The following is a 19,991-nucleotide window of genomic DNA, read 5'->3' on the forward strand; positions in this document are numbered from 1 at the left end:
GAACCCAGGCTGGCCGGCGCCAACAGCGCCGCGCTCGCACGTTCGCCGCACGGCCGCCTTCGCGGCACGCGGCATGCGTGACGGACAGCCGTCATCCCGCATTTGAAGAAAACTATGTCCTTCGATTCCCTCGGCCTGTCCGAACCGCTGGTACGGGCTGTTCATGAGCTCGGCTACACCTCGCCCACCCCGATCCAGAAGCAGGCCATCCCCGCCGTGCTCGCCGGTGGCGACCTGCTTGCCGGCGCGCAGACCGGCACCGGCAAGACAGCCGGCTTTACATTGCCGATTCTGCAGCGGCTCGCCGCGCCGCGCGCCGGGCAGGCTGCCGGCACACGCCGCCCGCACGCCGTGCGCGCGCTGATCCTGACGCCGACGCGCGAGCTCGCCGCTCAGGTCGAGGAAAGCGTGCGTGCCTACGGCAAATACTTGCCGCTGAAGTCGACCGTGCTGTTCGGCGGCGTCGGCATCAATCCGCAAATCGATGCGCTCAAGCGCGGAGTCGACATCGTCGTCGCGACCCCGGGCCGGCTGCTCGACCATATGCAGCAAAAGACGATCGACGTCTCGCATCTCGACATCCTCGTGCTCGATGAAGCGGACCGCATGCTCGACATGGGCTTCATCCACGATATTCGCCGCGTGCTCGCAAAGCTGCCGCCCAAGCGTCAGAACCTGCTCTTTTCGGCGACGTTCTCGGAGGAGATCAAAGCGCTTGCCGACAATCTGCTCGACGCGCCGGCGCTTATCGAAGTCGCACGCCGCAACACGACGACCGAGCTTGTCACGCAGCGCGTGTACAGCGTCGATCGCGATCGCAAGCGCGAACTGCTCACGCATCTGATCCGCGAAAACACCTGGTTCCAGGTGCTCGTGTTCACGCGCACGAAGCACGGCGCCAACCGGCTGGCCGAGCAACTGACGAAAGACGGAATCAGCGCGCTGGCCATCCACGGCAACAAGAGCCAATCGGCCCGCACACGCGCGCTCGCGGAGTTCAAGGACGGCACGCTGCAGGTGCTCGTCGCAACGGACATCGCGGCGCGCGGCATCGACATCGATCAATTGCCGCACGTGGTCAACTTCGATCTGCCGAACGTTCCCGAAGACTACGTTCACCGGATCGGGCGGACCGGCCGTGCAGGTTCGACCGGCGAGGCGATTTCGCTCGTGTGCGTCGACGAGCGCCAACTGCTGAAGGACATCGAAAAGCTGACCCGGCAGACATTCCCGCAAGAGGTGATTCCGGGCTTCGAGCCGGACCCGAACGTAAAACCCGAGCCGATCCAGCAGCGCCGCGGTCAAGGTGGCGCAGCGCGCCAGCCACGCGCGCAAGCGCCGCGGCGCGAGACGTCCCAAAGCGCCAAAGCGCCGGCTGCACCCGCCGCTCAAGCTTCACGCCGAGAAAGCGGCGCGGGCAAGAGCGGCGCTGCAGGCCATGCGAAAGGAAAAGGCAACGGCAGCGGTAACGGCGGTCTTAACGACAGCGCTCATGGCAGCAGCGCCAAAGGCCGCACCGGTGAGCGCCGCAGCGGTACCGCGACGCCCAAAGCAAGCGATGGATCGCGGCCTGCCGCTGGGCAAGCGCCGAAGAGCGGGCAACGTTCGCCCGCGCGCGGCGCCGCCAAACCCGAATCGGCCGCGCGGCGGGAGCCGGCTCCTCAGGCCGCGCCGTCCGCCGGTGCCAAGCGCGACACGGCACGCGGCACGGGAGTGCGCTCGGGCGATCCCGGCGCGCTGCTAGGCGGCAAGCCGCGCTCACCTGCCGGCCCCGCTGGCGACAGGGCGCGCCGCCGCTGACCCCGACGCGAGCGGCTCGTCGCGACAATCAAGGACTTGCCGCTCCTCCGTCCGCTTGGGATCTCGATGCCACAGCGCGACGCAAGCGCTCGATCTGCTGCTGCCAGCGATCGATCACCGCCTGCCTTTGCTGCGAGAGCAGCTCGAACGTAATGCCGGACGTGAGCTTCGCGTAGCCGACTTGTTGCGCATCGGCCGAATCGATCGACGCGATGAAGCACGCGAGCGGTCCGCCCTCCTCGACCTCGAGCGCGTCCACCCGCAGCTGCACCTGATAGAAAGCACCCTCATGAACGAACGTGAGCGCGGCTCGCCCGCGCCCACGGCGCGCGGCCGCGTCCAGCATGCGTGCTGCACGCGCGGCGGGCCACAGGGCGAAGGCCAGCGAGCGCGAATCGGGCGCATAGAGCTCGCCCGCGCTCAATAGCGAGGTGCGCAGAGGGCTCTGCGCATCGGCATCCGCGACGACGAGACAAGCGGCAAAGCCCTCCTTGCCGGCAAGCCCGGTGCCATCGAAGAGCGCGCGAAGCACGGGCGGCCATTCATCGAACGCCTGCACTGCAAGCGCACGTTCGCGTGAGGAAGAATCGGACATCGGGGTGCGCGCGATCGGCTCAGCGGAAGAAGACGTGCTGCGCCATCTTCGCGAGCGGGTAATGGACACCCGGCTGGATGCGCGCCGGAATGTCGAGTGGCTTGAGCAGCATTTTCACGCACATGTCGGCCGAGAGATTGCGGCGCACGAGCGAGCTGATCCGCGCGGTACGCGCACGGTTGTACTCGGTATCGTGTGCGCGCTCGGGATAGCGCGTCGCAAAGACGTGACGCAGCGCGATCTCCGAATCCTCGCTCTTGATTTCGATGACCCGGCGCAGCAGCGCGCCCAGGACGGCCAGGCGGCCATTCCCCTCGATCACGTTGTACTTCTTGAAGTATTTGAAAAAGTGCTTGTAATGGCGCACTTCGTCCGTCCGGATGTGATCGGTGATCTCCTTGAGCACCGGTTCGTCGAAGCATTCGTTGATGGCACGATAGAGCGTGGCCGTACCGGTTTCGACGACGCAGCGGGCCACCATTTCGAGTGCCCGCGTTTTTTCGAATTCCTCGACCGAGCAAGTCGTCGAGTATTCCTCGAAGAAGTTCCGAAACGACGTATCCCAGTCGAACTCGGGCCAGACGTGGTTGATATAGGCTTTCAGCGCGCGACCATGCTGCAGCTCTTCAGGTTCCCACTCGTCGTTGAGCCATGCGGAGACCTCGGGATCTCCGTCGAAATAGGCGGTGAGGTTGCTCGTATAGAGGTCCGTGCCGCTCTCGATGAATGACGCCGCGCACAAGAGCAACAGCAGATCTTCGTTCGTCGCGGCGCGTCGACGATCGATCCGCGTCAGATCGATATCCTCGATACGCCAAGGCAGTGCGTGCTTGGATTCGGTGTACATTGCGTTGCGCTCCCAAAGCCGCGTCCCCCGAACCGATCGCGGCCGGCGATCGGCCCGGCGCGAAGCCCTAGTTTCGAGCCGGTTCATCGGATGCGGCGTTTTGAACTTTTCGATCCGTTTTCCCGGCATGTTAGCCGGACTTGTCCGATACTGCTTCGACACAGACAGTGACCGCGCAGTCACCCTCCGGTTCCGGGCCTGAGGCCGCCATAGAACCTTCGGACGATTCGCTCGTCTTTCGCCGTATTACAGACAATCGGCCCGTCGGCTCAAAACCCGGCCGCAAGCCCATCGCGCCGGCTGTCGCTGGCGGCCACATAGCCGCGCTCGGCGTTGCCATGCTCCAGCTTCCAGACGTACTGGCCGGAGCCGAAATCCATGTAGGGATCGTCGAACGCCGCGATCCGATGGCCGCGCGCCTCCAAGGCGCGTGCCACCTCTGGCTCGAACGTCGACTCGAGATCGATCGAGAAATCTGGATTGACCTTCCAGCGCGGGGCATCGCAGGCCGCCTGCGGCTGCTGGCCATAATCGAGCATGCGCACGATCGATTGCAGATGGCCTTGCGGCTGCATATCGCCGCCCATGACGCCAAAGCTCATCACGGGCCACACGTGAGCGCCTTCGCGCTGCGTGACGAACGCCGGAATGATCGTGTGAAACGGACGCTTGCCGCCTGCCACTGCGTTGGGCGAGCGCGGATCCATCGAAAAACCGCAGCCGCGGTTTTGCAAAGCGATGCCCGTGCCCGGCACGACGACGCCCGAACCGAATCCCATATAGTTCGACTGGATGAAACTCACCATCATCCCGCGCTCGTCGGCAGCCGAAAGATAGATCGTGCCGCCCGCGCGCGGCATCCCGAAAGCGGGATGCGCGGCGCGGCGCGGATCGATGCATGCCGCGCGCGCGGCGAGATAGGCATCGTCGAGCAACTCGGCCGGTGAGATCTCCATTGCTCGCGGGTCCGCGACGTAGCGGTAGACGTCCGCGAAGGCAAGCTTCATCGCCTCGATCTGCATATGCTGCGAATCCACGCCGTCGCGCGCAAGCGCCTTCAGGTCGAAGCGCGCCAGTATGCCGAGCGCGATGAGCGCCGCGATGCCCTGGCCGTTCGGCGGAATTTCATGCACGGTGTAGCCGCGATAGTCTTTCGCGATGGGCTCGACCCATTCGACACGGTAATCGCGCAAATCGGCCGCCGTCAGCGCGCTGCCGCCATCGCGCGCGAACGCGGCGATGCGCTCGGCCGGCTCGCCTTCGTAGAACGCGCGCGGGCCCGATTCGGCCAGCTCGCGCAGCGTGCGCGCATGACCTGCAAAGCGCACGAGCTCGCTTGGCGACGGCGCGCGCCCATGCGGCATGAAGGCTTCGGCAAACCCGGGCTGGCCCTCGAGTTCGGGCACGGCCGCCGCCCACTTTCTTGCCACGATGTTCGCGACGGCGTGCCCTCGCTCGGCGATCTCGATGGCGGGCGCCATGATGTCCGAAAACGAGAGTTCGCCGAATTTCTCGCTCAGCGCTTCCCAGCCGGCCACCACGCCGGGGACCGTGACGGTGTCCCAGCCGCGCTTGGGCTGCGCCGCTATGCCGCGCGCGCTTTCGCCATGACGGCGCCTGAAATAATCGATGCTCCAGGCTGCCGGTGCCACGCCCGAAGCATTGAGCCCATGAAGCGCTTCGCCGTCCCAGACGAGCGCGAACGCATCGCCACCGAGGCCGCACGACACGGGCTCGACAATCGTCAGCACGGCGGCGGCCGCCAATGCGGCATCGACGGCGTTGCCGCCCTCCCAGATCATGCGCAGCCCCGCCTGTGCGGCGAGCGGATGCGAGCTCGCCACGACATTGCGGGCGAACACGGGCAGACGCGGTGTCGGGTACGGGTTGTGCCAGTCGAAATGCGTCATCTTGGGTTTTCCGGAATTCGCGTTTATCTCGATCGATCCACTGCAGCCGGCCAGGCTCGTTCGAGGGCCTGTAACCAGCGCGAACAGGCCCTACAATACCCCCTCTTCAATCGCCGCGCTCAGCCCCGCCATGACCCGAGACCCTCGCTTAAGCCTGAACGCCCGCCAGCAGGAACTGCTCGACTGGGTGCAGCGCGATGGCTTCGTCACGGTGGAGGACCTCGCCTCGCATTTCAACGTGACGCCGCAGACGATCCGCCGCGACGTGAACTGGCTCTCCGACATGAACCTGCTGCGTCGCTACCACGGCGGAGCAAGTTTGCCGACGAGCTCGGAAAACGTCTCCTACACGGCGCGGCAACGCATGTTCCATGAGGAAAAACGCCGCATCGCCGCGTTGCTCGCCTCTCATATCCCCGACCAGGCCTCGCTTTTCATCAACCTCGGCACGACCACCGAGGAGGTCGCACGGGCATTGAATCGCCATCGCGGGCTGCGCGTCATTACGAACAATCTGAACGTCGCCAACATGATGAGCGGCTACCCCGACTGCGAAGTGCTCGTCACTGGGGGAATCGTCCGGCCATGGGACAAGGGCATCGTCGGCGAACTCGCGATCGATTTCATCCGTCAGTTCAAGGTCGACTTCGCGGTCATCGGCACCTCGAGCATCGAGCCCGACGGTACGTTGCGCGACTTCGACACGCGCGAGGTTCGCGTGGCCGAAGCGATCATCCAGCAGGCGCGTACGACACTGCTGGCCGCCGACCACTCCAAATTCGGCCGCCCGGCCCTCGTTCGCCAGGGGCACCTGAACCAGATTCACGCGCTGTTCACCGATGCCCCACCGCCGCCCGAAATGGCGGAAACGATTTCGGCCGCAGGTACGCAAGTCTATGTCGCCGCCGATGAGTGAGCAAAGGCTCGCGGCGTGAGCCAAGGCTCTTACGGCGCGCCCGCCCTGGATGCCGAGCAGGCGCCTACACCGAACGCGTCGGTCCATGCTGCGACGCACGCGAAACTTGAAGTAATTTCGCGAAATAACGGGCGCGGGTGAACCGCTTCCGGCCCGGCTAATTGTCAAACAGAAAATTTTGAGGGGATGATTTGGAGAAGAACGGGCGCTTGACTACACTCCAGTTCCCCGACGCGCTATGGCTGCGCGGTGCGGGTACCACCTGACCTGCTCCCGATAGGTTGAGCACGCCGGCAGCCGAACGCCGGTTGCCGAGGCAATTCGATTGCCCATGGAGAGAACGATGCTGAGTCCGCATGAATTCGCCACGTTGCTGCTCGTCAAGGATGCTCCCAACCAAGTCGATATGGCCCGAGAAGAGCTCGATGCACTGCTCGAACAACAACTGGTGCGGCTCGAAAGTCTCGCGTCGGGTCTTCAGGAATGGCGCCTGACCGAGTCGGGCGACTCGGCCATCAAAGCCATCAAACGCTTCTCCTAGCGCACCCGACCCGCGCTGCGCGCGGCACGGGTCCGCGCATCTTTCGTCTTTGGACGTCAGCCACGCAATGTCGGGTCCACTGCGGCGCGCCAACTGAGCGCTTTGGCCCGCGCGTCGTTGATGAAATCGGCCCAGCCGGTGGAGGCGCTCGCCCCGCCGGCAGCCAATGTTGCGTGCTCGCGCGCGATCGACGTCTGAAAGCCGCAGTACTCGTTTTGCGACAGCCTGCCATGGCGGTAGGCCACATAAGCGTCCAGTAAGGCCGGATAGACGGTCGCCGTCTGCGCGCCGTAATCGGCCGATGCGCCGCACACCTGCTCGAGCGCGCCCAGCGACGGCGTGCTCAATCCGTCCCATCCCGCGCAGCCAGTCAAGAGCACGGCCGTCACCGCCGCGCCGCGTCGAATCCGATCAAGCATCGTCCACCTCTTCGTCCGTTTCCCGTGATGGTAGCCTCCCCCGCGCGCGGCGCACATCGGCAACGCGACATGTTCGAATCGAGGCCGAATACCGCACTTTACTTTTTCGATAATGTTCGATAGATTTCGCAAACGAACATGATAGGTTCGTTTCGTTTTCAATCGGAGTCGCAATGGCCGCTGAGGGCACGGGAGCACGGCAACTGACGCAAGGCAGCCCATACGATCTGCTCGTCGTGGGCGGCGGGATCAACGGCGCGGGGATCGCGCGCGACGCCGCGGGGCGCGGACTCAGGGTCGCGCTCGTCGAGCAGGACGACCTTGCGGGGCACACGTCGTCGTCGAGCACCAAGCTCATTCACGGCGGACTGCGCTATCTCGAATACAAGGAATTCGGGCTCGTGCGCAAGGCGCTGCAAGAGCGCGAGACGCTGTTGCGTTCGGCGCCTCATATCATTCGGCCGCTGCGCTTCGTCATGCCCCATATGCCGAATCTGCGTCCGGCGTGGATCATTCGCGCGGGGCTCTTCCTCTACGATCATCTTGCACGGCGCGAGTTGCTGGCGGGCTCGCGGGGCATCGTCATGCGTCGCCACCCGGCCGGCGCGCCGCTCGTGGATTCGATCGAACGCGGCTTCGTCTACTCGGACGGGTGGGTCGATGACGCCCGGCTCGTGGTGCTCAATGCGGTGGATGCGGCCGAGCACGGCGCGACCGTCGCCACGCGTACACGGCTCGTCAAGGCCGTGCGTGCAGGCGGCGAATGGCATGCCGAACTCGCGGGCGCCGACGGCACCCCGTTCACGATACGCGCGCGCGCACTAGCGAATGCGGCCGGACCTTGGGTCGGCACGCTGCTGCACGATGCGCTCGGCCGCGCGGCACATCACACCGTGCGGCTCGTCAAAGGAAGCCACATCGTGACGCGGCGCCTGTTCGAACATGATCACGCCTATATCTTTCAGAACCCGGACAAGCGGATCATTTTCGCCATTCCATACGAGCATGAGTTCACGTTGATCGGCACGACCGACGTCGAATACCACGGCGACCCGGCGCGCGTGTCAATCGACGAGAACGAAACACGCTATCTGTGCGAATCGATCAACCGCTATTTCAAACGCAAGATCTCGCCCGCCGATGTTTGCTGGACTTACTCCGGCGTGCGGCCCCTGCTCGAGGAGGAGGGGGCGGACAATCCATCGGCCGTGACGCGCGACTATCGGCTGGAACTCGATGCGCGAGAAGGTGAAGCCCCGCTGCTGTCGGTCTTCGGCGGCAAGATCACGACCTTTCGCAAGCTCGCGGAAGAAGCCGTCGACCGGCTCGCCGACGCGCTCGGCCGGTCGGCATCGGCATGGACTGCCGGCGCGCCGCTGCCGGGTGGCGACATCCCCGGCGCGCAATTCGAACGGTTCGCCACGCGGTTCGCAAGCGAACATCCGTGGCTGCCCGCCGAGCTCGCGCGCCGCTATGCGCACGCGTACGGCACGCGCGCGGTGCGCATGCTCGGCGAAGCGCGCTCGCTCGCGGATCTCGGCGCACCGCTCGCCCCCGGCTTGTTCGAGTGCGAGTTGCGATACCTGCGCGACACCGAATGGGCGCGCTGCGCATACGACGTGCTGTGGCGCCGCTCCAAGGTCGGCCTGCATCTTCCGGCCGGCACGCTGACCGAAGCAAGCGCATCGATCGACGCATGGTTCGCACGCGTGCCGGCCGCCGCGCCGACCACGCTGACGCCGGCGCAGCACTGAGCAGCGCGCCAAGGCCCGTTAGAGGCTCGTACCGGCGCTGCAATGAACGTTTCACCCGAGGGCCCGCCGCAAGCGAGTTATCCGCGGCGCATCAAAATCTATGACAACACATGGAGAAGAGACGATGCAGGACCAATACATTCTCGCGCTCGATCAGGGCACGACGAGTTCACGTGCGATGCTGTTCGATCGCCACGGCAACATCGTATCGGCCGCCCAGAAGGAGTTCCGCCAGATCTATCCGCAGCCGGGCTGGGTGGAACACGATCCGCAGGAAATCTGGTCGACTCAGGCCGGGGTCGCCGCCGAAGCCGTCACGCGCGCCGGCTTGAATGGGACATCGATTGCCGCCATCGGCATCACGAACCAACGCGAAACGACGATCGTCTGGGACCGCGAGACCGGCCAGCCCGTTCATAACGCCATCGTCTGGCAGGATCGGCGCACTGCGGCATTTTGCGACTCGCTCAAGCAGCAAGGTCTCGAACAAACCGTGCGGGCGAAGACCGGGCTGCCGATCGACGCCTACTTCTCGGCGACCAAGATCCGCTGGATTCTCGACAACGTCCCCGGGGCACGCGAGAAAGCGAAGCGCGGCCAGCTCGCGTTTGGCACCGTCGACAGTTGGCTCGTCTGGAATTTCACGAAGCACGCGCTGCATATCACGGATGTGACGAACGCCTCGCGCACGATGCTGTTCAACATTCATACGCTGCAATGGGACGCAGACCTGCTCGAGGCGCTCGACATTCCGCGCAGCATGCTGCCTGAAGTACGCGATTCATCGGAAGTCTACGGGCCGACCGTGACGACCGTATTCGCGTCGAAAATTCCGCTCGCCGGCATTGCGGGCGATCAGCATGCGGCACTCTTCGGACAAATGTGCACGCGCTCGGGCATGGTGAAGAACACCTACGGCACCGGGTGCTTTCTCGTCATGAATACCGGCGACAAGCCGATCGAGTCGAAGAACAATCTCGTCACGACGCTCGCCTGGAAGATCGGCGAGCGCGTCGAGTACGCGCTCGAGGGCAGCATCTTCATCGCCGGTGCCGTCGTGCAATGGCTGCGCGATGGCCTCGGCATCATTCAGCGCGCCGCCGATATCGAAGCACTGGCGGCCAGCGTGCCGCATTCCGACGGCGTCTACCTTGTACCCGCGTTCGCTGGCCTCGGCGCACCGCACTGGAATCCGCGGGCACGCGGCACGCTTTTCGGCGTCACGCGCGGGACCACGAGCGCGCACATCGCGCGCGCCGCGCTCGATTCGATCGCCTATCAATCCGTCGATGTGCTCAAGGCAATGGAAGCCGACTCCGGTATTCGCATCGGCGAGCTGCGCGTGGACGGCGGCGCCTGCGCCAACAATCTGCTCATGCAATTCCAGGCCGACATGCTCGGCGTGGCAGCCGTGCGACCCCGCATCAGCGAGACGACGGCGCTCGGGGCCGCTTACCTCGCCGGCCTCGCGGTCGGCTACTGGGGCGGTATCGACGAGCTGCAAAGCCAGTGGCAGCTCGACCGGCGCTTTTCGCCCGCCATGGATGCGCGCGCCGCCGAGGTCTGCCTCGCGGGCTGGCAGCGCGCCGTCACCGCGGCCAAAGCCTGGGCCGACGCGAGCTGAGCGTTCTTGAACGCGCGGGCCGTGCGTTCGAGAACGTTTTGACGTCTTCATAGCCGCAGCGCGGACAGCCGCTCGATGCACGAGCAGGCCTTACCGCGCGCAACGTCGACACCGTCAATCTAGCCATTCCGGAGTAACAACCATGTCTCCTCTCATCGCTGAATTCCTCGGCACGGCATTGCTCGTGCTGCTTGGCAATGGCGCCGTAGCCAACGTGCTGCTCGCGCGCACGAAAGGCAAGGGCGCCGATCTCATCGTCATCGTCTGGGGCTGGGCGATGGCGGTTTTCGTCGCCGTCTATGTCACCGCATCGTTCAGCGGCGCGCATCTGAATCCGGTCGTGACCATCAGCCTCGCGCTGGCCGGCAAGTTCGCCTGGTCGAAGGTGGCGGGCTATGTGATCGCTCAGATGCTGGGCGGCATGGCCGGCGCGTTGCTCGTGTGGCTGGCCTATCGGCAGCATTTCTCGACGACCGACGACCCAGATATCAAGCTAGCCTGCTTTTGCACGGCACCGGCGATTCGCAGTGTCGGGCACAACGTGCTGACCGAGACGATCTGCACGTTCGTGCTCATTCTCGGTGTGCTCTACCTCGCCTCGCCCCAGGTGGGGCTTGGCGCGCTCGATGCGCTGCCGGTCGGTCTGCTCGTACTCGGCATCGGCATTTCGCTCGGCGGTCCGACCGGCTATGCGATGAGTCCGGCCCGCGACCTCGCGCCGCGCCTCATGCATGCGATCCTGCCGATCCCCGGCAAGCGCAACAGCGATTGGCGCTACGCCTGGATTCCCGTTTGCGGACCGCTGGCCGGCGGCGCCATGGCCTCATTCGTCTACATGCACGCGCACTGACGACACGACACGCTGCCCGGGCGGCCCGGGCAACCTCCGCCGGGCGGGGCCGCTTTCGCACGATGCGTCATCAGTAAACACGCTCGGGCGCACGTTGCGGTTGCAGGCCGAGGCGGCCTGGGCCGATCTGCCGATGCTCGGCGCGCAGGCGCCGACCGGCCGGGGTCAGACCGGCGAGGCCGCCGCCCGGAGCGGCAATCGTGAAACGCTATAATACCGAGCTATGCGGACTGCTTCGGCCGGCCTCGTCTCATGGGCGGCGCCAGACAGCGCTCGCGCCCTCATTCCTTCGACATCGACTTCGAATTTACCGCCCCCAGGTCAACCACTGCGAACGGCGAGCTTCATGACAAAGAAAGTGTATGTAAAGACCTTCGGCTGCCAGATGAACGAGTACGACTCCGACAAAATGGTCGACGTGCTCGGGCAAGCGGAAGGACTCGTCAAGACCGACACCCCCGAAGACGCGGATGTCATCCTCTTCAATACCTGCTCGGTGCGCGAAAAAGCGCAGGAAAAGGTGTTTTCCGACCTGGGCCGCGTGCGCGAGCTCAAAGAAGCGAAGCCCGGGCTGCTGATCGGCGTCGGCGGCTGCGTGGCGAGCCAGGAAGGCGCGGCGATCGTCGCGCGCGCCCCCTACGTGGACCTCGTCTTCGGCCCTCAGACACTGCACCGGCTGCCGCAGATGATCGACGCGCGCCGCGCGAGCGGCCGCGCTCAGGTCGATATCTCCTTTCCCGAAATCGAAAAGTTCGATCACCTGCCGCCGGCGCGCGTGGAAGGTCCGAGCGCCTTCGTCTCGATCATGGAAGGCTGCAGCAAGTACTGCAGCTACTGCGTCGTGCCCTACACGCGCGGCGAGGAAGTTTCGCGCCCCCTCGATGACGTGCTGACCGAGATTGCCGGCCTCGCCGATCAGGGCGTGCGCGAAGTCACGCTGCTCGGACAGAACGTCAATGCCTATCGCGGCCCGATTACGGCGGGCGCGGCGGAGATCGCCGATTTCGCCACGCTCATCGAATACGTCGCCGAGATTCCCGGCATCGAACGCATTCGCTATACCACGTCGCATCCGAAGGAATTCACGCAGCGGCTCATCGATACCTACGCGAAGGTCGACAAGCTCGTTTCGCATCTGCACCTTCCCGTGCAGCACGGTTCGGACCGCATTCTGATGGCGATGAAGCGCGGCTACACGGTACTCGAGTACAAGTCCGTGATCCGCCGGCTGCGTGCCATCCGCCCCGACCTCTCGCTGTCGACCGACATCATCGTCGGCTTTCCCGGCGAAACGGAAGAGGACTTCGACAAGACGATGGCGCTCGTCGACGAGATGAGCTACGACACGAGTTTTTCCTTCATCTTCAGCCCGCGCCCCGGCACGCCGGCCGCCAATCTGCACGACGACACGCCGCGCGAAGTGAAGTTGAAGCGCCTGCAGCATCTGCAGGCGACGATCGATGCGAACGTCGTGCGCATCAGCGAAGCGATGGTCGGCAACCTCGAGCGCATCCTCGTGGAAGGACCGTCGCGTAAGGATCCGAGCGAACTCGCCGGACGCACGGCGAATAACCGCGTCGTGAACTTCCCGGCGCCGCTCGCCGTACATTCGAGGCTCATCGGTCAAATGATCGATGTGCGCATCAACCATGCTTATCCGCATTCGCTGCGCGGCGAGCTCGTGCTCGCCGATGCCGCCTTGCATTGAGCGCTTACCCGGACTAAGGATCGCCCTTCGCCTTGAAGACTGCCCAACCGCTGGAGTTCACCGCACCGCGCGACGACAACGCCCGCCTGGCCAATCTGTGCGGCCCCCTCGACGAGAACCTGCGTCAGATCGAGCAGGCGCTCGACGTCACACTGCAGCGGCGCGGCCATCGCATTGCGATCCGCGGGCGCGGCGCCAAGCTTGCGCTCGGCGCGCTCGAAACGTTCTACAACCGCGCGCGCGAGCCGCTTTCCGTCGACGACATCCAGCTCGCGCTCGTCGAGTCGCGTCATCCGAGCAACCGCTCCGGCGCATCCGAGGAAGAACGCAGCGAGTCCGGCGCACGCTACGACCCCGACCACCCGTTCGACGAACCCGCCGGTCTCGACGATGAGGACCTGGAGGAACTCGGGCCCAAGCTTTATACGCGCCGCGCCGACTTGCGCGGACGCACGCGCGCGCAGCGCGACTATCTGAAGCAGATCGTCTCGCACGACGTGACGTTCGGCGTCGGCCCGGCCGGCACGGGCAAAACCTACCTCGCCGTGGCCTGCGCGGTGGACGCGCTCGAGCGCGATCACGTCAAGCGCATCGTGCTGACGCGCCCGGCCGTCGAGGCTGGCGAACGCCTGGGCTTTTTGCCCGGCGACCTCGCACAGAAAGTCGACCCGTATCTACGTCCGCTCTACGACGCCCTTTACGATCTGCTCGGTTTCGACAAGACGGCCAAGATGTTCGAGCGCCAGATGATCGAAATCGCCCCGCTCGCCTATATGCGCGGACGCACGCTCAATCACGCCTTCATCATTCTCGACGAAGCGCAAAACACCACGCCCGAGCAGATGAAGATGTTCCTCACGCGCATCGGCTTCGGCTCGAAAGCCGTCGTGACGGGCGACACGACACAGATCGATTTGCCGCGCGGCGCCAAGAGCGGCCTCATCGAAGCCGAGCAGGTGCTGGCCAACGTGCGCGGCATCGCGCTCACGCGCTTCACGAGCGCCGACGTCGTGCGCCACCCGCTCGTCGCGCGCATCGTCGACGCCTACGACCAGCACATGAAGAAAGAGGACGGTCACGCGTCCGACGATCGGTGATGAGCGAGTCCCGCACGAAGCGCTGCGCGAGCCGCCACCGCCCGAGCCCGCGGCATGGGGTGAACGGCACGGGGGCACGCGCATGAATCCCGCTCCACGCCTTGCGCTCTCGGTGCAATTTCCGGCCGCCGGCGCCTACCCTGAACACAAGGCGCTGCTGACACGCGCGCGCGTGACGAGCTGGGTGAAGGCAGCGCTTTTTGCCGATGGCGAACTCACGCTGCGCTTCGTCGACACCGAGGAAGGACGCCTGCTGAACCGCACCTATCGCGGCAAGGACTACGCGACGAACGTCTTGACGTTCGCCTATGCCGAGACCGAAGACGATCCGGTCTCGGGCGACATCATCGTGTGCTGCCCCGTCATCGAAAAAGAAGCCGCCGAGCAGCGCAAGCCGCTCGAAGCCCACTACGCGCATATGATCGTGCACGGCACGCTGCATGCGCAGGGCTACGATCACGAGACCGAAGACGAAGCGCACGAAATGGAGACGCTCGAAACCGGTATTCTCGGCCAGCTCGGCTTCGCCGACCCATACCGCGACCGCTGACGAATCCCGCGAACGCCACCTCCGCTTCGACGCCATGGCCTCAGCTGTCTGCTCCGATCCCGACGATAAACTGCCCGAGCCCGCGTGCGGCTATCCGCCGTCGCTCGGCGAGGCGCGCCTGCTCTCGGACGACGAGCTCGCCGCTTCGCTCGCCGCGACGCTCGAGCATTGGGACGGCGCGAGCGACCTGTGGCTGTTCGGCTACGGCTCGCTGATCTGGAACCCGGGCATGCCGGCCGCGGAGACGATCCATGCGCGCGTGCGCGGCTATCACCGCGGACTTTATTTGTGGTCGCGCGTCAATCGCGGCACGCCCGAGCAACCGGGCCTCGTGCTCGCGCTCGACCGCGGCGGCTCCTGCACGGGCGTGGCATTCCGGCTCGACGGCCCGAACGCCATGCCGCATCTGCAAGCGCTCTGGCGGCGCGAAATGGTGATGGGCTCCTACCGGCCGGCATGGCTGCCCTGCTCGCTGGCCGACGGGCGCCGCGTCCCCGCGCTGGCGTTCATCATGCGCCGCGATGTGCCAACCTACACCGGCAAACTGCCCGACGCGGTCGTGAAGGCTGTTTTCGGTTGCGCGCGCGGACGCTACGGCACGACGCTCGACTATGTGAGCCGCACGGTCGACGCGCTGCGCAAAAGCGGCATGCCGGACCGCGCGCTCGAAGCCCTGCTCAGGCGCTGCGCCGAGGAATAACGCGGGCCGCGCAATTCGAAGCGAGCGATCACTTCGGGGCCCCGCCCTATTTTTCCGGTCCGTTTCGCCGTCGGTCACACGCCAAGCAGCGCGGCCCCACCGACCGCGACGCCTGCAATCGCGACGCCGAATGCGCCGGCCAGCAGCCAGCGGCGCCGCGTCAGCAACGTAATCGCGGCCAGCGAGATGGCGACTTGCGTGAGGGTGGTCGCCTGCGCCCAACGATGGTGCAAGTGCAATTGATGCTCGCTCGCCTCGTCGGCTTCCCGCACTCCCTTTTCGAGCGCTTCGGCATGTTCGCGAATCGCCGTTTTCTGCTGCGCGTACTTCGCCATGTCAGCCGTGAATTTCGCGCTGGCTTTCGCGTCGCTCGCGGCGAGCGCCGCCCCGAGTTCGGCCAGATTCTGCTTTTCGCCTTTCGCCTGGTAGTAGCTCCACTGGTTGGCGGCCTCCGTCTTCCGGATGGCCGCCTCGTTCTTGTAAAAGAGCGCGAGCCCCTCCGTCGAACCGCCCTGGTACGAGAAAACGGCGCCGATGGTCGCGAGAATCGCCGTCATGACCGCGACGCGCCCGGCGAACGGGTCGGGGGCGACGCCGGGGGCGGCGTGATGGCCGCCCGCATGAGCACCGTGGCCCGCATGTTCGAGCGCCTCTTCATGCGGCCCCCGGACTTCGAATTCTTCGGACATATTCGTTTCGTAAAAAGGTGGAGAAAAGCGGCTGCTATCTTGTCTCAAAACTCGCTTGTCTCAAAATTTGTTTGTTCCAAAATTTGCTCGTCCCCAAAATAACGCGGTGCTGCGCGACTTCATGGGCAGGGCATGTACGCTGAGGTGCCGCACGGCTGGTGTATCCTTGACTTTCCGTGTACCACGCGCCCGGCCGTCTCCGGGCGCCCCGCCATGAACGACTCCTATCCCAGTCGACGACAGACCGACAAGCCGCACGAAAAGCGTTCGCTGCTCGAGCGTTTGACCGATTTCATCTCGCCCGAGCCCGATTCGCGCGCCGAACTGCTCGACATCCTGCAAGACGCGCACGAGCGCAACCTGATCGACGCGGATTCACTGTCGATGATCGAGGGCGTGTTCCAGGTATCCGAGCTTTGCGCGCGCGACATCATGATCCCGCGCGCGCAGATCGACGCGATCAACATCGCCGACAGCCCCGAGCAGTTCATCCCCTTCGTCCTCGAAAAAGCGCATTCGCGCTACCCGGTCTACGAAGGCAATCGCGACAACGTCATCGGTGTGCTGCTGGCGAAGGATCTGCTGCGCTACTACGCCGAGGACGAGTTCGATGTGCGCGGCATGCTGCGCCCCGCCGTCTTCATCCCCGAAGCGAAGCGCCTCAATGTGCTGCTGCACGACTTCCGCGTGAACCGCAACCATATCGCCATCGTCGTCGACGAGTACGGCGGCGTGGCCGGTCTCATCACGATCGAAGACGTGCTCGAGCAGATCGTGGGCGATATCGAAGACGAGTTCGATTTCGACGAGGAAAGCGGCAACATCATTGCCTCGCCCGATGGCCGCTATCGCGTGCGCGCGCTGACCGAGATCGAACAGTTCAACGAGACGTTCGGCACCCGGTTCTCGGATGAAGAAGTCGATACGATCGGCGGGCTCGTCACCCATCACTTCGGACGCGTGCCGCATCGCGGCGAGCGCGTTCGCATCGACGATCTGATCTTCGAAATCCTGCGCGGCGACGCACGCCAGATCCATGTGCTGCTCGTGCGGCGCGATCCGCTGGCCGGCCAGCGCGAACGCGAAGCCCAACACGTTCAGACCTGAGCCGCACCACTTTCGCCTCCTCGTTCATGGCAGAACCGATTTCCTCTCGCGCGCGACACCCCGCGCGCGCCGCGTACCGCACGCATGGCGACGCCGATCGCTCAGCGCTCGCGGCCGTGCGCGGCATACCACATTGGCACTATCTGGCCGCGCTCGCGCTCGGCGCGGCCAACACCCTGTCGTTCGCGCCGACGCGCGCGGGCGGCTGGGTCGAGCTGGCGCTCTTCATGCTCTTTTACGTCTGCCTCGCGCGCACGCATCACTGGAAAAGCGCGGCATTGACCGGCGCCGCATTCGGCTTCGGCAACTTCGTCACGGGCGTGTGGTGGCTCTACGTCAGCATGCACGACTACGGCGGCATGCCCGCGCCGCTCGCGATTGCCGCGCTGGTGCTGTTCTCGATCTATCTGGCGTCGTATCCGGCGCTCGCCGCCGGTCTCTGGTCGGTGGGCGAGGGCCATTCGAATCGCGCCCGCGCGCAGCGGGGATTCGTGCCGGGCTGGCAGGGGGCGTTCGCGTTCGCCTGCGCATGGGCGCTTGGCGAATGGCTGCGTGGAACGGTGTTCACGGGCTTTCCGTGGCTTGCGAGCGGCTACGCCCAAGTCGATGGACCGCTCGCGGGCTTCGCGCCGCTCGTGGGCGTCTACGGCGTCGGTTGGGCCGTTGCACTGGCTGCCGCGCTCGCGGTGCAAGCGGTCGCAGGGCTCGCGGCACGGCCGGCGCAGCGAGCGCGGGCTCTCTTGCCCGCGCTCGCTGTACTCGCGCTCGTCGCGGGCGGCATAGCGCTTTCGCAACTCGCCTGGACCCGCCCCGACGGCGCACCGATCTCCGCGCGAATCCTGCAGGGCAACGTGAAGCAGGAGATGAAGTTCGACGAAGCAGGGGTCACGGCGGCGATCGCGCTCTACGAGAAAATGATCACGGCCAAGCCGGCCGATCTCGTTATCACGCCCGAAACGGCGGTTCCGCTGCTGCCGCAGCAGTTCCCCGAGCCCTTCGTCCGCGCCGTGCGCCAATTCGCCGACAGCACGGGCTCATCGGTGCTGCTCGGGGCGTTCGGCGCGAAGATCGCGCCCGACGGGCAGATCACCGAACCGACTAACAGCCTGTTCGGCGTGACGCCCCGCTCGGGCGTGCTCTACCGTTACGACAAACATCACCTCGTGCCGTTCGGCGAATTCGTGCCGTGGGGCTTTCACTGGTTCGTGCGGCTCATGAACATTCCGCTCGGCGATCTGGCGAACGGAAAGCCCGTGCAGCCGCCGTTCCAGGTGGGTCATCAGACCGTCGATGTCGACATCTGCTACGAGGACATTTTCGGTGAAGAGATCGCGCGCCGATTGCGCGAAGCGGCGACGCCGGCCAGTGTGCTCGTCAACGTGTCGAACCTCGCATGGTTCGGCAAGACGATCGCGCTCGATCAGCATCTGCAGATGGCGCGCATGCGCACGCTCGAGACCGGACGGCCGCTGCTCGCGGCAACGAACACCGGGGCCACCGCGTCGATCGACTCGAGGGGGCGCGTCATCGCCCAGCTACCCGTGCTCGCGGCCGGCGCGCTCGACGTACAGGTGCAGGGCATGACGGGCACGACGCCCTACATCGCAACGGGCAACCTCGTCGTGCTGGCCGTCTCGCTCCTGCTGCTCGCGCTTTGCGTCGCGTTCGCGCGGCGCCGGCGAGACTGATCCGCGCACTGCCGGCCCCCCGAAAGTCGCACGCGCATCCCAATCCGGTAAAATTCATCGTTTTAGCAGGCGGGAAGCGGCGAACGATGCGCCATCCCGCGCCCCCGGCCGCGCCCGATCCCATTCGCGCGGCCAATCATCGGCGCGAACCGCGGCTTGTCCGCCGCGCGCCGCAAAAGGCACGACATGCTCACGTTTCAGCAAATCATCCTGACGCTGCAATCCTATTGGGACCAACAGGGCTGCGCGCTGCTTCAGCCCATCGACATGGAAGTCGGCGCCGGGACGTCGCACGTGCACACGTTCTTGCGGGCCGTCGGTCCCGAACCGTGGCGCGCCGCCTACGTCCAGCCGTCGCGCCGCCCGAAGGATGGCCGCTACGGCGACAATCCGAACCGCCTGCAGCACTACTATCAGTATCAGGTGGTGCTGAAACCCGCGCCCGAGAACATCCTCGATCTCTACCTCGGCTCGCTGGAGGCGCTCGGTTTCGATCTGAAGCAAAACGACGTGCGCTTCGTCGAGGACGATTGGGAAAACCCCACGCTCGGCGCATGGGGCCTCGGCTGGGAAGTCTGGCTCAATGGCATGGAAGTCACGCAGTTCACGTACTTCCAGCAGGTCGGCGGCCTCGATTGCAAGCCCGTGCTCGGCGAAATCACTTATGGGCTCGAACGGCTCGCCATGTACCTGCAAAAGGTCGAGAACGTCTACGACCTCGTCTGGACGGAGTGGGAAGAAGCGGGCCCGAGCGGCCCCGAGATGCGCCGGCTGACGTATGGCGACGTCTACCATCAGAACGAAGTCGAACAGTCCACTTACAACTTCGAGCACGCGAACGTCGAACTGCTCTTCACGCTTTTCTCCAGCTACGAGTCGGAAGCGAAGCGCACGATCGAAACGCAATTGGCGCTGCCCGGCTACGAGCTCGTGCTCAAAGCGGCCCATACGTTCAATCTGCTCGATGCGCGAGGGGCCATCTCGGTGACCGAGCGTGCCGCCTATATCGGCCGCATCCGCGCGCTGTCGCGCCTCGTCGCCCAGGCCTACTACGATTCGCGCGAAAAGCTCGGCTTCCCGATGCTCGGCAATCCCGTGCACGGCGTGCGCGGGCTCACGACCGACGCGCAAGACGCCGCGCTGCCCGCCTGGGCGCCGCCGCTCAAGGTTGAGCGTACGATCGACGAGCAGTGACC

18 protein-coding genes are annotated in these 19,991 nt (G+C 65.3%); 13 read left to right on the forward strand and 5 right to left on the reverse strand.

What is annotated here, in order from left to right; translation table 11 throughout:
* Positions 1-114 precede the first annotated feature (114 nt).
* A complete protein-coding gene (locus tag ACR9ZC_RS24480; protein ID WP_481582242.1) occupies positions 115-1,800 on the forward strand; it encodes a DEAD/DEAH box helicase in 1,686 nt (561 codons plus the stop codon).
* A 28-nt stretch (positions 1,801-1,828) separates the two neighbouring features.
* On the opposite strand, the gene ACR9ZC_RS24485 is transcribed toward ACR9ZC_RS24480, so the two are convergent.
* The 3 genes from ACR9ZC_RS24485 to ACR9ZC_RS24495 all read right to left on the reverse strand — a co-directional run bounded on the left by ACR9ZC_RS24485 (position 1,829) and on the right by ACR9ZC_RS24495 (position 5,152).
* Complete coding sequence (locus ACR9ZC_RS24485) at positions 1,829-2,395, reverse strand: hypothetical protein (RefSeq protein WP_481582243.1); 567 nt, start codon at positions 2,393-2,395, stop codon at positions 1,829-1,831.
* 19 nt (positions 2,396-2,414) lie between these two features.
* Entirely contained in the window at positions 2,415-3,242 is an 828-nt protein-coding gene (locus ACR9ZC_RS24490) for a ferritin-like domain-containing protein (RefSeq protein WP_481582244.1), read from the reverse strand.
* 269 nt (positions 3,243-3,511) lie between these two features.
* Positions 3,512-5,152, reverse strand: a complete 1,641-nt coding sequence (locus ACR9ZC_RS24495) for a gamma-glutamyltransferase family protein (protein WP_481582245.1) — start codon at positions 5,150-5,152, stop codon at positions 3,512-3,514.
* Positions 5,153-5,282: 130 nt separating this feature from the next.
* On the opposite strand from ACR9ZC_RS24495, the gene ACR9ZC_RS24500 reads away from it, so the two are divergent.
* Together ACR9ZC_RS24500 and ACR9ZC_RS24505 are read left to right on the forward strand one after the other, a co-directional pair.
* Positions 5,283-6,068, forward strand: coding sequence for a DeoR/GlpR family DNA-binding transcription regulator (locus tag ACR9ZC_RS24500; RefSeq protein WP_481582246.1), 786 nt, complete (start codon positions 5,283-5,285; stop codon positions 6,066-6,068).
* 343 nt (positions 6,069-6,411) lie between these two features.
* A complete protein-coding gene (locus tag ACR9ZC_RS24505; protein ID WP_173259182.1) occupies positions 6,412-6,609 on the forward strand; it encodes a hypothetical protein in 198 nt (65 codons plus the stop codon).
* A gap of 56 nt (positions 6,610-6,665) precedes the next feature.
* Here ACR9ZC_RS24505 and ACR9ZC_RS24510 read toward each other — a convergent pair whose 3' ends face one another.
* A complete protein-coding gene (locus ACR9ZC_RS24510) occupies positions 6,666-7,028 on the reverse strand; it encodes a hypothetical protein (protein WP_481582247.1) in 363 nt (120 codons plus the stop codon).
* Between the two features lie 203 nt (positions 7,029-7,231).
* Here ACR9ZC_RS24510 and glpD point away from each other — a divergent pair, with 203 nt between their 5' ends.
* The 7 genes from glpD to ACR9ZC_RS24545 all read left to right on the forward strand — a co-directional run bounded on the left by glpD (position 7,232) and on the right by ACR9ZC_RS24545 (position 15,311).
* Positions 7,232-8,782 carry a glycerol-3-phosphate dehydrogenase gene (gene glpD / locus ACR9ZC_RS24515; protein ID WP_481582763.1) on the forward strand — a complete coding sequence of 517 codons (1,551 nt, stop codon included), beginning with the start codon at positions 7,232-7,234 and terminating at the stop codon, positions 8,780-8,782.
* 124 nt (positions 8,783-8,906) lie between these two features.
* On the forward strand, positions 8,907-10,406 hold the full coding sequence (gene glpK / locus ACR9ZC_RS24520) for a glycerol kinase GlpK (protein WP_481582248.1): 1,500 nt from the start codon (positions 8,907-8,909) through the stop codon (positions 10,404-10,406).
* 142 nt (positions 10,407-10,548) lie between these two features.
* A complete protein-coding gene (locus ACR9ZC_RS24525; RefSeq protein ID WP_173259187.1) occupies positions 10,549-11,256 on the forward strand; it encodes an MIP/aquaporin family protein in 708 nt (235 codons plus the stop codon).
* Between the two features lie 346 nt (positions 11,257-11,602).
* Entirely contained in the window at positions 11,603-12,964 is a 1,362-nt protein-coding gene (miaB, locus tag ACR9ZC_RS24530) for a tRNA (N6-isopentenyl adenosine(37)-C2)-methylthiotransferase MiaB (RefSeq protein WP_481582249.1), read from the forward strand.
* A 32-nt stretch (positions 12,965-12,996) separates the two neighbouring features.
* The gene (locus ACR9ZC_RS24535; protein WP_331569552.1) at positions 12,997-14,061 is read left to right on the forward strand and encodes a PhoH family protein; all 1,065 of its coding nucleotides are present in this window, start codon (positions 12,997-12,999) and stop codon (positions 14,059-14,061) included.
* A gap of 82 nt (positions 14,062-14,143) precedes the next feature.
* The gene (ybeY, locus tag ACR9ZC_RS24540) at positions 14,144-14,611 is read left to right on the forward strand and encodes an rRNA maturation RNase YbeY (protein WP_481582250.1); all 468 of its coding nucleotides are present in this window, start codon (positions 14,144-14,146) and stop codon (positions 14,609-14,611) included.
* Between the two features lie 34 nt (positions 14,612-14,645).
* Positions 14,646-15,311 carry a gamma-glutamylcyclotransferase gene (locus tag ACR9ZC_RS24545; RefSeq protein ID WP_481582251.1) on the forward strand — a complete coding sequence of 222 codons (666 nt, stop codon included), beginning with the start codon at positions 14,646-14,648 and terminating at the stop codon, positions 15,309-15,311.
* Between the two features lie 74 nt (positions 15,312-15,385).
* Here ACR9ZC_RS24545 and ACR9ZC_RS24550 read toward each other — a convergent pair whose 3' ends face one another.
* Complete coding sequence (locus ACR9ZC_RS24550; RefSeq protein WP_481582252.1) at positions 15,386-16,000, reverse strand: DUF4337 domain-containing protein; 615 nt, start codon at positions 15,998-16,000, stop codon at positions 15,386-15,388.
* 213 nt (positions 16,001-16,213) lie between these two features.
* On the opposite strand from ACR9ZC_RS24550, the gene ACR9ZC_RS24555 reads away from it, so the two are divergent.
* From ACR9ZC_RS24555 to glyQ, 3 genes are all read left to right on the forward strand, one after another.
* Positions 16,214-17,107 carry an HlyC/CorC family transporter gene (locus ACR9ZC_RS24555; RefSeq protein ID WP_173259202.1) on the forward strand — a complete coding sequence of 298 codons (894 nt, stop codon included), beginning with the start codon at positions 16,214-16,216 and terminating at the stop codon, positions 17,105-17,107.
* Positions 17,108-17,133: 26 nt separating this feature from the next.
* Positions 17,134-18,795 (forward strand): apolipoprotein N-acyltransferase, encoded by a 1,662-nt coding sequence (lnt, locus tag ACR9ZC_RS24560; protein WP_481582253.1) that lies wholly within the window; start codon positions 17,134-17,136, stop codon positions 18,793-18,795.
* Between the two features lie 186 nt (positions 18,796-18,981).
* Positions 18,982-19,989 carry a glycine--tRNA ligase subunit alpha gene (gene glyQ, locus ACR9ZC_RS24565; RefSeq protein ID WP_481582254.1) on the forward strand — a complete coding sequence of 336 codons (1,008 nt, stop codon included), beginning with the start codon at positions 18,982-18,984 and terminating at the stop codon, positions 19,987-19,989.
* Positions 19,990-19,991 lie beyond the last annotated feature (2 nt).

It is taken from the genome of Trinickia sp. HAY1-2D, assembly GCF_056754935.1.